This is a genomic window from Bacillus smithii, from assembly GCF_001050115.1.
Classification (GTDB): Bacteria; Bacillota; Bacilli; order Bacillales; family DSM-4216; genus Bacillus_O; species Bacillus_O smithii.
Window position 1 is genome coordinate 1,535,219 of sequence record NZ_CP012024.1, and the last position, 15,600, is coordinate 1,550,818.

14 protein-coding genes are annotated in these 15,600 nt (G+C 40.9%); 13 read left to right on the forward strand and 1 reads right to left on the reverse strand.

The window, feature by feature from the left end:
* Positions 1-51: 51 nt before the first annotated feature.
* On the reverse strand, positions 52-837 hold the full coding sequence (locus BSM4216_RS07260) for a PhzF family phenazine biosynthesis protein (RefSeq protein ID WP_048623264.1): 786 nt from the start codon (positions 835-837) through the stop codon (positions 52-54).
* A gap of 131 nt (positions 838-968) precedes the next feature.
* On the opposite strand from BSM4216_RS07260, the gene BSM4216_RS07265 reads away from it, so the two are divergent.
* From BSM4216_RS07265 to BSM4216_RS07320, 13 genes are all read left to right on the forward strand, one after another.
* Positions 969-1,595: a LysE/ArgO family amino acid transporter gene (locus BSM4216_RS07265; protein WP_048623265.1), complete on the forward strand. Its 627-nt coding sequence runs from the start codon at positions 969-971 to the stop codon at positions 1,593-1,595.
* A 218-nt stretch (positions 1,596-1,813) separates the two neighbouring features.
* Positions 1,814-2,968 (forward strand): aminotransferase class V-fold PLP-dependent enzyme, encoded by a 1,155-nt coding sequence (locus BSM4216_RS07270; protein ID WP_048623266.1) that lies wholly within the window; start codon positions 1,814-1,816, stop codon positions 2,966-2,968.
* A gap of 368 nt (positions 2,969-3,336) precedes the next feature.
* Positions 3,337-4,110 (forward strand): patatin-like phospholipase family protein, encoded by a 774-nt coding sequence (locus tag BSM4216_RS07275; protein WP_048623267.1) that lies wholly within the window; start codon positions 3,337-3,339, stop codon positions 4,108-4,110.
* 25 nt (positions 4,111-4,135) lie between these two features.
* On the forward strand, positions 4,136-4,426 hold the full coding sequence (locus BSM4216_RS07280) for a phasin family protein (RefSeq protein WP_048624435.1): 291 nt from the start codon (positions 4,136-4,138) through the stop codon (positions 4,424-4,426).
* A 44-nt stretch (positions 4,427-4,470) separates the two neighbouring features.
* Positions 4,471-6,147 carry a 2-polyprenylphenol 6-hydroxylase gene (gene ubiB, locus BSM4216_RS07285; RefSeq protein WP_048623268.1) on the forward strand — a complete coding sequence of 559 codons (1,677 nt, stop codon included), beginning with the start codon at positions 4,471-4,473 and terminating at the stop codon, positions 6,145-6,147.
* A gap of 263 nt (positions 6,148-6,410) precedes the next feature.
* Positions 6,411-6,722, forward strand: coding sequence for a metal-sensing transcriptional repressor (locus tag BSM4216_RS07290; protein WP_003352825.1), 312 nt, complete (start codon positions 6,411-6,413; stop codon positions 6,720-6,722).
* Positions 6,723-6,737: 15 nt separating this feature from the next.
* Positions 6,738-9,149 carry a heavy metal translocating P-type ATPase gene (locus BSM4216_RS07295; RefSeq protein ID WP_048623269.1) on the forward strand — a complete coding sequence of 804 codons (2,412 nt, stop codon included), beginning with the start codon at positions 6,738-6,740 and terminating at the stop codon, positions 9,147-9,149.
* Between the two features lie 14 nt (positions 9,150-9,163).
* Complete coding sequence (copZ, locus tag BSM4216_RS07300; RefSeq protein ID WP_048623270.1) at positions 9,164-9,367, forward strand: copper chaperone CopZ; 204 nt, start codon at positions 9,164-9,166, stop codon at positions 9,365-9,367.
* A gap of 222 nt (positions 9,368-9,589) precedes the next feature.
* Complete coding sequence (locus tag BSM4216_RS07305; RefSeq protein WP_048623271.1) at positions 9,590-10,231, forward strand: SDR family oxidoreductase; 642 nt, start codon at positions 9,590-9,592, stop codon at positions 10,229-10,231.
* Positions 10,232-10,783: 552 nt separating this feature from the next.
* Positions 10,784-11,698 carry a catechol 2,3-dioxygenase gene (locus BSM4216_RS07310; protein ID WP_048623272.1) on the forward strand — a complete coding sequence of 305 codons (915 nt, stop codon included), beginning with the start codon at positions 10,784-10,786 and terminating at the stop codon, positions 11,696-11,698.
* Between the two features lie 255 nt (positions 11,699-11,953).
* On the forward strand, positions 11,954-13,156 hold the full coding sequence (locus tag BSM4216_RS07315) for a flavin-dependent monooxygenase (protein WP_156179228.1): 1,203 nt from the start codon (positions 11,954-11,956) through the stop codon (positions 13,154-13,156).
* A 198-nt stretch (positions 13,157-13,354) separates the two neighbouring features.
* Positions 13,355-13,498, forward strand: a complete 144-nt coding sequence (locus BSM4216_RS16695; protein ID WP_156179229.1) for a hypothetical protein — start codon at positions 13,355-13,357, stop codon at positions 13,496-13,498.
* 155 nt (positions 13,499-13,653) lie between these two features.
* Entirely contained in the window at positions 13,654-15,474 is a 1,821-nt protein-coding gene (locus tag BSM4216_RS07320; protein ID WP_048623273.1) for a XylR N-terminal domain-containing protein, read from the forward strand.
* Positions 15,475-15,600: the final 126 nt, after the last annotated feature.

Genomic DNA, 15,600 nt, shown 5'->3' on the forward strand with positions numbered 1-15,600 from the left:
AAAAATTTTTGAATTCATCTATTTGGATGAGTCTTTAGAGAAGATAGGGCATTAAACAAAAAGCTCTCCTTTTATAACTGTGACAGCTTTACCGGATAATAGGACACGGTTGTTTGCCATTTTGACCTTTATCATTCCTCCTCTGGCTGAGGCTTGATAGGCAATAAACTCGTCTTTGTTTAATCGGCGCTTCCAATAAGGGCCCAAACAACAATGTGCCGAACCGGTAACGGCGTCTTCGACAATCCCTTGTGCGGGAGAAAATAACCGAGAAATGAAATCAAACCTTCCGGAACTTGATCGGCTTGTCACGATGACTCCACGAATTGGGAGTTGGGCAATGGAATCGATATCAGGTATGAGATTTTTTACTACATCGTCTGACTCGACTTCGACGATATAATCAAGCTGATTTTTTCCTACGTATTTTGGTACAACTCCCAATGCTTGAATCAGTCTGTCCGGAGCATTGATTTCGTGGTCCGGAGCGGATGGAAAATCAAGTTCAATCCAGCCATTCTTTACGGTGGCAGTCAGTACTCCGCTTTTTGTGCTAAAACTTACTGGATTTTCCGCTTTTATGTATCCCATCTCCCATAAAACGTAGGCGCTAGCCAAAGTTCCATGACCACAGAGGGGGATTTCCATAGACGGAGTAAACCAACGCAAGCTGAATTTGCCATTTGTATGTTTGATAAAAGCAGTTGTTGGCAAATGGATCTCCTTCGCTACCTTTTGCATCCATCCCGCATCTTTTGATTCCGGTAAAAAACAAACAGCAGCAGCGTTTCCCGCAAATGGTTGATCCGTAAACGCATTTATTAGAAAAATGTTCATTTCGTCCTCTCCCCATAATGCTTGTTTTGATTATACAACTTAGTTGGTATCGAATCCAACCAATTGGTTGGAGACAACGATTGATATTCGAGTAAAATGGTATTCATACGATAGCAATAGGGGGGATTTGAATGACAGAAGCCTTCATTCACGGACTTATTCTCGCATTTGGACTAATCCTTCCTCTTGGCGTCCAAAACGTTTTTGTTTTTAATCAGGGGGCCCTTCAGAAACGCTTTATCCATGCTTTCCCGGTCGTTTTAACGGCTTCAATATGCGATACACTTTTAATCACCCTTGCTGTTTTGGGTGTATCTCTTATGGTTTTGGGTTCTTTTTGGATCAAAACGATCCTATTAACCACTGGAATGGTGTTTTTGTTCTATATGGGGTGGAGTACTTGGAAAAGCACTCCTGCTGCTGAAAAAGGAAAGAACGAAAATACTGCCAAAGAAACTTTTACTCCTTTAAAACAAGTTGTGTTTTCGGCATCGGTCTCGTTGCTGAATCCTCATGCGATCATGGATACGGTTGGAGTGATCGGAACGAGTTCACTTCAATACAATGGGTCTGAAAAAATGGCCTTCTCACTTGCTTGTATTCTGGTTTCTTGGATCTGGTTTGCGGGACTGGCAGTGGCTGGCCGGATAACAGGGGAGATAGATAAATCTGGACGCTTGATGAGGATTTTCAACAAAATTTCAGCATTGGTAATGTGGGGAGCAGCCATATATATTGGATTCACGCTGATAATATAAAAGCCGGGTTTCTGGATCACAGTGGTGGAAATCATTCGTAACGAGGTTTCATTTTCCTCGCCAATGATTGAACTATCAATACTAAGATTAAAAACTCTTGTAAGTCTATTAAACATAGTAATAGTCTAAAAGTGAATCCAGTTACTGATGACGATCATAATAGGGAGATCAAGAAGCAGTGGAAACTTTTTAAGCGGAATCGAAAGGAGGAGTTAGGATTGAAACACCCGTTTGCACATTATCGTTCTTTATTTCCTGTTTTAGAGTCGAAAATCCATCTGGCGAGTTGTTCGCAAGGCGCCATTTCAAAAACTGTATCCGAATCGATTGAAGAGTATATGAATAGTTTATTATCGATGGGCGTTAATTGGAATCAAGCCATAAAGGAAGTGGAAAAGGCAAAATCCAGTTTTGCAAAATTAATTGGTGCTGCACCTGATGAGATTGCTGTATTCAGTTCGGTATCTGACATTTTTTCTGCTATTGCTTCTTCTCTTTTTTTTGAAAAAGGTAAAAATATCGTTGTGACTACAGATATGGACTTTCCAACCGTCGGTCATGTATGGCTTGCTCAGGAGAAATTTGGAGCAAATGTGAGATTTATTCCTTCACAACAAGGAGTGATCCCTTTAGAATATTACGAACGTTATGTAACTTCTGATACGCTCATCACATCCATTTCCCATATTGGTTATCACAATGGATTCAAACAAGATATTCAAGCAATCGCGGAAATTGTCCATCGTAAAGGTTCTCTTTTATTGGTGGATGCTTATCAATCAGCAGGACAAGTTCCTATTGATGTAAAGAAAATGGATATTGACATATTGGCGGCAGGAACGAGGAAATACATATTAGGTATTCCGGGCATATCCTTCTTATATATAAAAAAAGAATTAGCAGAAAAATGGAAGCCTCGTATAACAGGATGGTTTGGTCAAGAAAATCATTCGAAATTCAACGTTCATCAATTCACATTAGCAGCTGGAGCACGTCGTTTTGAAACTGGTACACCTTCTTTTATCAGCGCTTATGCCGCTGCCGCCGCTCTTCGTTTGCTTCTTGATATAGGAGTGGAGAATATATCTTCTTATTTAAATCCATTAGCTCAATTCGCATTAGATTATGGACAAGAAAAAGGATTACACGTTGCTGGGCCTCTATCTGCTGATCAGCGAGGCGCCATGACAGCTTTTTATGTGAAAAATGCTGAGCAGATTGTATCTATTTTGAAAGAGAGAAATATCATTGTTTCTGCAAGAAACGACGTCATCCGAATCGCTCCCCATTTTTACAATACGCAGGATGAAATTCGGCAGGCGATTGGCGAGTTGACAACCGCTCTTATACAAACGAACGGGGGAAATGAATGAGATGGTCATTAAGAAAAAGGGACATGAAACAGGCGCCAATGGAGTTGATTTGACAATATATAAAAAAGAGCATGCCAAATGCGAATTTTTGTTTGAAAAATGTTAAGATTAAAATAAAGATTTATCCACTTTCACCAGCCTTCACAAAGATTGAATCGCTGATTTGTCTTCATTGGGCTTATCAAAGAAGTTATCCTGTTGAACGATTAAAATGAGGCATGGACTTGTTACTCGATTGAATAAACTATAGGATAAGAAACTGTTTTGAATTCATCCAGATCATTTTTCTTCAACAGTTTCCTTTTGCGGCAAAAAAGCGAAAAATGGTACCATACCCATAAATCTTCTGGTGAAGGGACAGAATAGTTGTGAAAGTAGGAATTGCTTTAGGAGGCGGTGCCGTACGCGGGATAGCCCATATTGGAGTGTTAAAAGTATTAAAGAAGCATCAAATCCCCATTGATTTTATATCGGGAACGAGTATGGGCGGTGCGATTGGAGGCTTAGTTGCCGCGGGTATTGATGTAGAAGAAATTGAAGAGTTTGTTCTAAGCACGCCATCTTATCGATTGATGGATATTGGAATTCGAAAACGTGGAATTTTAGCCGGAAATAAAATATACGCTATTTTGATTCAATTTTTGGAGCAAAAAGGGCTTGGTGATATTAAAATCGAGGATTTGAAGATACCGTTTCGGGCAGTATCGGTCGATTTGATCAAAGGAAGTGTTTTCGTGATGAAAGAAGGCAGCCTTGTCTTGGCTATTCGAGCAACCACATCGGTTCCTGGTATTTTTTCTCCTGTTCATTATCAAGGCAAAGTATTGGTGGATGGTGGAATTTTAAATAATCTCCCTGCCGACTTGCTTCATGAAGCCGGAATGGATAAGATCCTTGCAGTAGATGTCGAAAGGGAACATGATGAACAGGAACCTCGTAATATATTCGAAACGGTTTATCGTTCGTTTACAATTATGATGACCGTGCAGCGCCGTGTCAACTTGAAGTATGCAGATGTCGTTTTTCGTCCGGAAGTAGGTCATATTTTAGCGTTCGACACAAGCAGAATCCGAGAATGCATTGAAGCTGGTGAGCGAGAAGCTCAACGGAAGATTCCTGAAGTGTTATCTTTGTTAGAATAAAATAGTATAGGGGGTTGAATTGGAAATGGATTTAATCAAAAAAGGATTGTCATTTGGACTTGGTTTAGCTGTTACAAGCAAGGAACAAGCAGAAAAATTTGTGAATGATTTGGTGAAAAAAGGGGAGTTGTCTCTGGAAGAATCAAAAGACATGGTCAATCAGCTGATTCAGCGGGGAGAAGAAGAAAAAAAAGGATTACAACGCATTGTACGGGAGCAAATCAAACAAATATTAAACGAATTGGATTTAGCGACAAAAGAGGATATTCAAAAACTGGAACAACGAATTCAGAAATTGGAAAATGATGATAAGTAAAGGAACCCTGTCTCGGGTTCCTAGTCTTTTGAAGGGGATATAGTATGATTGGGAAAAGAATTCGTCATATCAGTCGTTATCGCGATATTGCTATTACGTTGATTCGAAATGGTTTTGGAATGGTGGTCGAGGAAACCGGCATTGCTCAATTTCTCTCCCTCCCTCAGCGTCTGTTTTTCGAGAAGAAGGAAAAAGCTTCTAAGTCTGTCGGTGAACGAATTAGAATCGTTCTGGAAGAATTGGGTCCTACTTTCGTGAAATTGGGGCAAATCGCCAGTACTCGCCCTGATTTGATTCCTGAAGAGATCATCAGAGAATTAGAAAAACTGCAAGACCATGTTCCACCTTTCTCTTTTCAAGAAGTGCGTGAAATTGTTCAAAATGAATTAGGAGAAGAAATTGAAAACATATTTCTCCATTTTGAGGACGTGCCGCTTGCGGCTGCTTCGATCGGACAAGTCCATCGGGCCACTTTGCGCACCGGGGAACAGGTAGCAGTCAAAATACAACGTCCAAATATTACAACTGTGATTGAAACAGATTTGGAAATTCTTCAAGATTTGGCGACATTAGCTGAACAACGATCGGAATTGGCAGCAAAGCATCAAATCCGTGATATGATGGATGAATTTTCTAAGTCCCTTCGCGAAGAACTCGATTATACGAATGAAGCACGGAATGCGGAGAAAATTGCCAATCAGTTTAAAGATGACTCTACCATCTATGTTCCAAAAGTTTTTTGGGAGTATACCACTAAAAAAGTATTAACGATGGAATATGTCGAAGGGGTAAAATTCAATGAAATAGACCAACTGAAGAAAAATGGCTACAACTTAAAAAACTTAGCTGAACGTCTTGCAAAAGGAATTTTTCAACAAGTTTTCATCGGTGGCTTTTTTCACGGGGACCCGCATCCAGGAAATGTACTAGTATTACCTGGAGAGATCATTGCTTTTCTCGATTTTGGAATGGTAGGGCGGCTTACTCCCTATATGAGATATCATTTTTCATCTTTAATCATTTCGTTGATGCGTCAAAGTACCGATGGGGTGATTCATTCGATCAGTGCAATGGGATTGATTCCGGATGATGTAAACATGAAACAGTTGCGAGCTGATGTAGAACGTATGAGGGAAAAGTATTATGATGTTCCTTTAAGCCAAATTCGTTTAGGGGAGGCCGTGAACGATTTATTTCGTTTAGCTTTTCAGCATTCAATCCGAATTCCGGCCGACTTATCATTATTAGGAAAAACTTTGCTGACGGTTGAAGGCGTAGTTGAAAATCTTGATCCTGAATTCAGCATACTCGATATTGCCGAACCATTTGGCCGTCGACTGTTAAAAGAACGATACCATCCCAAAAATGTAGCAGAAACGGTATGGAAGCAAGTTTCTGATTATGGAGAATTGATTTTGGACTTTCCAAAACACATGAAAGAATTTGCTTCTTTGGCCAAGCGGGGAAGACTTCGTATGGAGGTCGGCATCCCGGAACTGGATCTTTTTTTAAAGAAATTGGATCAGATCAGTAATCGATTATCATTTAGCATTGTTTTATTGTCTTTCAGCATCATTATGGTTGGGATCATTATCGGTTCTTCCATGAATAGACAATCCACGTTGTTGTGGAAGTTTCCCGCCATTGAGATGGGATTCGTGGTGGCGACACTCATGTTTTTTTGGCTTTTGTATTCGATTTTTAAGTCAGGAAGATTTTAATGAAATAGAAAAATGAATGATCGCAAGTGGAAGAACCCCCGGCTGTAGGGGGAGTTTCACTGTATACATTACGATTGGGCAGCAAGTCTAATGCATAACAGGAAAAAGTCTAAAAGGAGAACGCCTTTTAGTGATTGGTATTCGATGATGTTTTTGCGGGATGGTGTCAAAAAATAAGAATAAAATGGGGCTGTATGATTGTGTTTTATACCCCTTACCGGTATAATGTATAATGAAGATGCGATCAGAATGAGGTGATATCAGTGGACCACTGTGAAGATAATTCCATCAATCCTAAAATGGTTCCCCGAACAGAGGAAGAAATCGAAAGTTTAATAAAGCGCTTGAAACGCATTGAAGGACAGGTGCGTGGAGTGCAAAAAATGGTGGAGGACAACCGTTATTGTATTGATATTTTAGTTCAAATTTCGGCTATTCAAGCCGCATTAAAGAAAGTAGGTTTTAATTTGTTGGAACGTCATGCCAATCATTGTGTTTCTAAAGCGATTCGTGAAGGCAACGGAGAAGAATCCATTCAAGAGTTAATGGAAGTTGTTAAGCAATTCTCTAAGTAAAGGGGGGAATGCTTTATGAGTGAACAAAAGATCGTCACATTAAAAGTGACTGGTATGACATGTGCCGCTTGTTCCAATCGTATTGAGAAAGTGCTGAACAAGATGGATGGAGTAGAAGCCAATGTCAATTTAGCGATGGAAAAAGCAACGGTTAAATATGATCCGGCTAAACAAAGTGTAGCCGATATTCAAACAAGAATTAACAAATTAGGATATGGCGTTGCGACTGAAAAAGTAACGCTGGATATTGAAGGGATGACATGCGCGGCCTGTGCGACTCGTATCGAAAAAGGGCTAAAACGCATGGAGGGCGTTACAAGTGCGGTTGTTAACCTGGCGACAAACAGTGCGGTTGTAGAATACAATGAAGGCGTTTCTTCTGTAGAAGATATTTTAGAAAAAATCAAAAAGCTAGGCTACAAGGGACAGATCCACGATGAAGAACAAGATCAAGCTGATCGAAGAAATGTGCAGCTGAAACAAAAGCAACGACAGCTGGCTATTTCGATCATCTTATCATTGCCCTTGCTTTATACGATGATTGCTCATATGCCTTTTGATTTAGGCTTGCCGCTGCCGCATTTATTAATGAATCCATGGTTCCAGCTTCTATTAGCGACACCCGTTCAGTTTTACATAGGCGGTCCTTTTTATGTTGGGGCATATCGGGCATTGCGGAACAAAAGCGCCAACATGGATGTATTAGTAGCTCTTGGAACATCGGCCGCTTACTTTTACAGCTTGTACGAAGCGTTTAAAACTTTAGCCAATCCCGAATATATGCCGAAATTGTATTTTGAAACAAGTGCCTTGCTGATTACGCTTGTACTGGTTGGAAAATACTTCGAGTCACTGGCAAAAGGAAGAACGACAGAAGCCATCTCTAAGCTGTTGAGCTTGCAAGCAAAAGAAGCTCTTGTGATCCGTAATGGTCAAGAAGTAAAAGTTCCGCTTGAAGAAGTGGTGATCGGAGATACCATTCTTGTCAAACCCGGAGAAAAAATCCCGGTAGACGGCACTGTTATTTCCGGGATATCCTCCGTGGACGAATCCATGATTACTGGCGAATCGATTCCGGTTGATAAGAAAGAAGGAGACGCTGTCATAGGAGCTACTTTGAATACAAATGGCGTACTGACCATTCGAGCCGAAAAGGTAGGAAAAGAGACGGCCCTTGCCAATATCATTAAAATCGTTGAAGAGGCTCAAGGTTCTAAAGCGCCGATTCAGCGGATGGCAGATGTCATCTCAGGAATTTTCGTGCCTATTGTGGTAGGGATTTCTGTTGCATCGTTTATGATATGGTACTTCATTGTGGCGCCGGGTGACTTGCCAAAGGCGCTTGAAGTGGCCATTGCGGTTCTTGTCATCGCCTGTCCTTGTGCGCTTGGATTGGCCACTCCGACATCCATTATGGTCGGAACCGGTAAAGGGGCGGAAAAAGGGATCCTCTTTAAAGGGGGTGAGTATTTAGAAGGAACGCATACAATCAATGCTGTGCTGCTGGATAAAACAGGTACTGTTACAAAGGGAAAACCAGAAGTAACAGATGTAGTAGAGTTTCAAAATGGCATGCTTGATTATGCCGTTTCAGCCGAGAGCGCTTCTGAACATCCGCTGGCCCAGGCGATAGTGGAATACGGAAAAAAACAAGCGATTTCCATAAAACCATCGGAGCATTTCTCCGCCATTCCCGGCCACGGAATTGAAGCTGTTATTGAAGGCAAACATGTTCTTGTTGGAACGCGAAAATTGATGAAGGAACACTCGATTGACATATCCGAGCATGAAAATCAAATGGCGGATTTTGAAAAACAAGGGAAAACCGCCATGCTGGTTGCCATTGACCATCAGATTGCCGGCATCATTGCTGTCGCGGATACCGTAAAAGAAAGCTCCAAAGAAGCCATTCAAACTTTAAAACAAATGGGTATAGAAGTGTACATGGTAACGGGAGACAATCAACGCACGGCTGAAGCGATAGCGAAGCAAGTGAATGTGGATCATGTGTATGCCGAAGTGCTCCCTGAAGACAAAGCGAAAATCGTTGAAGAACTCCAAAAACAAGGAAAACGAGTGGCGATGGTTGGCGATGGGATCAATGATGCTCCCGCTCTTGCAAAAGCGGATATCGGAATGGCCATCGGCACAGGAACGGATGTCGCGATTGAAACGGCTGATGTAACGTTGGTTGGCGGAGATCTGGCACATATTCCAAATGCGATTGAGTTAAGTCGTAAAACGATGAGAAACATTCGACAAAATCTATTTTGGGCTTTGTTTTATAATTCTGTTGGCATTCCTGTGGCAGCAGCTGGATTATTGGAGCCTTGGGTTGCGGGAGCGGCTATGGCATTCAGCTCTGTATCGGTTGTGACAAACGCGCTTCGTTTGAAACGCGTGAAAATAGAAAATGGAACCATATAAAGGAGGAATTCTTAATGGACATTACATTAAACGTAGAAGGAATGACTTGCGGACACTGCAAAATGGCCGTAACAAATGCTCTTAAAGAGCTGGAAGGTGTGAAAAATGTAGATGTGCATCTAAAAGAAGGCACTGTGGAAGTAGTTTTTGATGAGACAAAAGTCAGTGTAGAAAAAATGAAAGAAGCGATCGAGGATCAAGGTTACGATGTGAAATAACATTCACAAGAGATCATGGAGCAAAAATCCATGATCTCTTATCATTTTTGACATGATCAACGGTTTGGACGACAAGAGTCTGACAAGCCTAACTATGAACATTTTTACGGACAAATTTGGCATTAGAAATGATGAATACAACCTTTTCCATTTTGATAGGGCGTTAAACTACAAGAAAACAGAGAAACAGTATGGAGAAACACAAAAAAGGAGTGGAATAAAATGAAAGTCCTTATTGCAGGTGCAAATGGTCATACAGGTCGATTGATCGTGGAGCTGCTTGGAAAAAGCAAACATGAAGCGTATGCGATGATTCGAGATGAATCTCAAGCAGAAAATTTGAAACAACTTGGTGCAAAGGAAGCAATCGTAGCTGATTTGGAAAAAGATTTGACTCATGCTGTAAAAGGGATGGATGCTGTAATATTCGCAGCTGGTTCCGGCTCCAAAACAGGTCCGGATAAAACCATTTCAGTCGACCAAGAAGGAGCAAAACGCCTGGTTGACGCTGCGAAAAAAGAAGGTATTTCCCATTTTATCATGCTCAGTTCTTATGGAGCCGGTGTTCCGGATGCTTTGCCGAATTTGGAACTTTATTTGAAAGCAAAAGGGGAAGCTGATCGATACTTACAAGAGAGTGGATTAACATATACGATTGTCCGACCAGGTTGGCTAAGTTTTGATCCACCTACGGGAAAAGTCGAAATAGCTGATCATTTTGAAAGTGTGGAAGGACGGAATATTCCACGAGGTGACGTAGCTAAAGTGATTGTCTCTTGTCTTGATTTGGAAAATGCCAAAAATAAAACGTTCGAGCTTCTAGCAGGTGATCAATCCATAGAGGATGCACTCCGTACGTTATAAGGGATTTGGAAAACACGGAACATGATTGAACAGTTGTAAAGATATTTAAGCGCGGTTCTTTAAAGGCTGACTCAACGGGATAAATCCGTGAATGATTGCTCTATTGTAAAAGATCGGAAGTGTCAAGGAGCTTTCGTAGCATGCTGTTGTTGCATAATACTACGAACTCCTTGACATGATCTGATACGTTTGCAATTCAATGAATGATCATCCATATTCAATCCCCAATTTACATTCAGAATAGTTGACATCTTCCATCTAATCCTTCATCTTATACTCATACCACCCATTTGAATTCCGCTTCCATTCTTCCGATTGAAGGTCAAAAACCCTTGCTTTGTTGTCCAAATGGCAAACAAAAGGATAGATAGTGTAAGAATTGATTTAATCTTCGTGATAGTTCCGGTGCGCAATAATGCGTTTCGTACGAATCCTACGAAATGAATCCAAAAATAGCCATCAAAACCGCATAATTAACTGTATGTTCAGAAAATAAAAAATTTTAAAATAAATACATGAACCTACACTTATTTTAGAAAAGGGGTGCTTAAAATGGCTGTTATGCGGATAGGTCGTGCTGAATTAAGGGTCTTGGATCTTGAAGAATCCGTCAAGTATTATACGGAAGTGATTGGACTGGATGAAGTGGGAAGAAGTGACGGAAAAGTGTACTTTAAAGCGTGGGATGAATTCGATCACCACAGTCTCATTCTTCAAGAGGCCGATTCCCCGAGACTTGATCACTTGGCTTTTAAAGTGGAAAATGAAGAGGATTTATCCAAGTTTGAAAAAAAGATCGAGCAATTCGAATGTACGTTGAAAAGGATTTCCAAAAGAACAAGACTTGCAGAAGGGGAAGCGATACGTTTTGAACTTCCAACAGGACATCATGTGGAATTGTACTATGACATATTGCGTGTTGGATCGAAAACCGGGTCTTTGAATCCTCCTCCTTGGCCGGATGGACTAAGAGGAATAGCGCCGCATCGGCTGGATCACCTGGCCCTGACCGGTGAGGACATTAACACGGTAACAAGATTTTTCACAGAAGTCTTAGGTATGTTTGTCAGTGAACAAATCACAACAGTTGATGGAGAAGAGATGGTAGGAAGCTTTATATTCGCCAGCAATGGAAAGCCTCATGACGTTGCTTTTATTAAGGGGCCTGATAAGAAACTGCATCATGCCGCGTTCTATGTTGACAATTGGTATGATGTGTTAAAAGCGGCAGACATTTTGTCGAAAAATAATGTCTCATTTGATGTTACGCCGACTCGTCACGGTATTACTCGCGGACAGACTACTTATTTCTTTGATCCTTCAGGAAATCGCAATGAAGCATTTGCGAGCGGTTACATTACGTATCCTGATTTTCCTACGATTACATGGACGGAAGATAAAATTGGTCAAGGCATTTTTTATCATAGGAGAGAACTGACGGAGTCGTTTGCCAAAGCACTTACCTGATGAAGCGGGAAATTGGTGGATGGATCGGTGGGTCTAATGTAGTCGCTGAGACGTGAAAATTCTAAATCCGGTGCCAAAATGTTTAAAAGCATCATAATGAATTATTTTGAAAGCGCTATCTTTTTAGGTAGAATACGATACTCTTTTTTCTATTTTTCTAATAGAGGGAAGGCAGGCTCCGAAGGGGTCCCTTCCTTCCATGACGATTCCGGGGAAAGAAAACGGACCTTTGCCAAAATGAGAGGAGGAAAAGAAATGGTTGAAAAGAAAATATTCATAAAAGAGAAGCCGAATACTGCCGAATTGCTTGCAAGAGCGGAGGAGATTGGGCGTCTTGCAGAGCAAGAAGCAAAAGAAGCGGAGCAAAATGCCCGGTTTTCAGATCGGGTGCCAAAAGCGATTAAAGATGCTGATTTCCACAAACTTTTGCGTCCAAAGCGGTATGGAGGGCTACAAGTAGACTTGCGGACTTACGCAGAGATTGTCCGAACGGTATCTCGGTACAGTGTTGCTGCCGGTTGGTTGACATATTTTTACTCCATGCATGAGGTATGGGTTGCTTATCTTCCTCCTGAAGGCAGGAATGAAATATTTGAACAAGGCGGGTTGTTAGCGGACGTCGTTGCACCTGTGGGACGTGTAAAGAAGGATGGTGACGGTTATAGGCTTTACGGTCAGTGGAACTTTTGCAGTGGTGTTTTGCATAGCGATTGGATTGGGCTTGGAGCCATGATGGAGCTTCCTGACAGTGAAAGCCCTGAGTACTATTTGTTGGTTGTTCCTAAGTCTGATGTAAAAATAGTGGAAAATTGGGATACTATTGGTCTGCGCGGCTCAGGAAGCAATGGTGTATTGGTTGAAGGAGCTTATGTGCCATTGCATCACATCATGCCAGCCGGTCGAGTGATGGCGACGGGGAAACTGGCGGGAGGGGATTATGACGCGGATGATCCGGTGTATCGCATGCCGTTTATGCCTCTTTTTTTACTAGGCTTTCCTTTAGTTTCCTGGGGTGGTGCTGAACGAATGATTTCTCTCTTCCAAGAGCGTACCGAAAAACGTATTCGGGTTTATAAAGCGGGTGCGAAGGAAAAGGAATCCGCCGGAAGCCAACGGTTATTGGCAGAGTTGAAAACAGAGTTAAATACGATCGAAGGCACTGTGGAACATTATATTCGCAAGCTAGATGCTTGTATTAAAGAAGGAAAGGCTGTGATATGCGATGAGGAGCGCGAACAGTTATACGCATGGCGTGGTTATGTCTCGAGAACGTCGGTGGATATCGCCGTTAGAACGCTGTTGACTCTTGGAGGAAATGCCATCTTTAAAGGAGATCCGGTAGAGTTGTTCACAAGGGATTTAATGGCGGTGGCGGCGCATCCAAATTCTTTGTGGGAAGATGCTATGGCTGCGTATGGAAGGACATTATTTGGTCTTCCAGGCGATCCTGTATGGTAAGAGAGGGGCGGAAGCGGGAGAAGTTGTTATTCCTTTTGGAAGCATCCGTTCTAAGTGTATTTGCAAATAAAGAAAAAACGTTTTCCTTTTCATCGCAAATTCTACGGCATATTTAAAAGATCATTCATCATATGTGGAATAATTAGTAGAATGAAGCGAGTTGGTAGCACGTGAGATTTTGAAACAGGGGGATGAACCATGTTTACTATAAAAGTCTTGGATGGCATTGAAGAACACATTGGTTTGCCATGCCAAGAGAATGAAAGTCTTTTGGATGCTGTCAATAAGCGGGAAAAGAAAATTATACGTTGGCGTGCAAGACTTATCCGATTTCTGATATGAAGATCCTCATCGATTTATCAAAACTCACTCATTCTTCTTAGGTGGTGAAAACATGAAAGCGGACGAATTGGACTTAACACAAATTTATAAAATTTCTACGCTTCACAATCAAGACGATCCACAAGAACGAATGGTGACCAACAGCCGCCATAGGGATGCTGCGCCATGAGCTTATAAAGACATTAGGGCTCGAACGGACGAAGGGATTCTTGCTGCGTCATGGCTGGCATTGCGGGGTGAAGGATGCACAGAAAGCATTGGAAATGGATTGGGATAATAAAAAGGAACTTTTATATGTCGGTCCAAAAATGCATACGCTGCACGGTTATTTGGAAGAAGCAGAGCTGCTCGTTGCCGAAGCAGATTTTTCGAATGGATGGATGCACCATGAAGCGATCTGGAAAAATTCTTATGAGGCTGAAGAACATTTGAAAAAGTTTGGTCCAAGCAACGATCCTGTTTGTCACACGTTAGTCGGCTATGCAAGCGGGTATCTGTCCACCATTCTCGGGAAAAAAGTCATCGCCAAAGAGATTGAGTGTAAAGCGATGGGACACAAACATTGTCATGCAGTATGCCGGACTGTGGAAGAATGGAATGGCGAAATAGATAACGAATTGAAATTTTATGAGGCTGATAATATTATTGGTGAGCTGGATCAAACATTTGAAAAACTAAAAATAGAAAGAGATAATTTCAGCAGAGCTTATGTGGTCCATCAAAAACTGATGGAAGAAGTATTGAAGGAACATGATTTGTCTTCAATAGCCAAAGTTCTTCATCAAATTTCCAAATTGCCGGTTTTCATTGAAGACGTGAATGTACAACTGATTGCTGCATCAGGTATTCCGGAGCAAGAAGCTTCTCTCTTTTCTGAAAAACTAAAGAAGTGCTTTCATAAGAATAGACAAAAATATTCAGATAATTTAAAATACTCAAAACAAACTTTGTTTTTAAATTGTTCTCCGGAGCATAAAAGGATGATTACACCGATTTACCTGCATCGAAAAATTGTCGGCTATTGTTCTTTTCTTTACCGCGAAACGGTGCCGCAGGAGGTCGATAAGTTAATTTTAGAACATGGAGCACTGGCTTGTTCGCTTTATTTATTGAATGAACGCACTCGTTTTAATACCGAACAACGAATTAAAGGTCATTTTTTAGAAGATATTTTATCCAATCGGATGACATTGGAAGAATTGACCGAACGGGCTTATTATTTAGGATTTCAATTAAAAGATCCATACTTTATGATTGCAGTTCACAGTTTGCTTCAAAAGCCATCCGTTAAAGAAGAACTGGAATTTAACGATGAATTGATTAATGAGCTTTCGGCATTTATGAAAGATCAAAGAATCAATGCCTTGTTTGGCCAAAAATCGGGTAAAGTCATTATTCTATTATCGGAATGTCTATTATTAAAAAACAAAATGAAAAAGGAAATATTTTGTCAAACATTAATGGACCATTGCCTGAAAAAATTTCCTTCCCGTTTATTTAAATTAGGCATCAGTTCGACTTCCCTGTCAATTGAAGAGGCCCCACAATTATATGAAGAATGTCTCTCGGCGCTGAGGGCTGCGAACCTTCATCAAAAAATCATTTTCTTTGACTCCTTGGGAATTGAAGGAGTCATGTTTCAAATGAAAAATATGAACCCTATTCAAAAATTCATTCATAAAATGCTGGGAAAGTTATTGGAACAAGATAAAAGCAGGAATATGGAATTAACGAAAACGCTTTACTATTACTTAAGCAACGGCTGTAGTGTGCACAAAACCGCCCGGGCGATGAATTTTTCCATTAGTGGTTTACGTTATCGACTGCAAAAAATCACCGATATTTTACAAACCGATATCAACGTCCCAAGCGTCGGTTATCAATTGTATGTATCTCTTCAGTTTTTAATTTATTGGGGAGAACTTGACATCGATTTAAATGCTCAATCGGAGGAAGAGAAAACGATCGGCGATTGAAACGGATGATAAAAAGATGCGACAATCATTGAATGAGAACTCTGAAGGAACAGTAAACATTAATACCGTTAAAAGAGCTGTCCACTAGATGATTTCCGTGACTCTCAATATCTTCAAGAATATCAT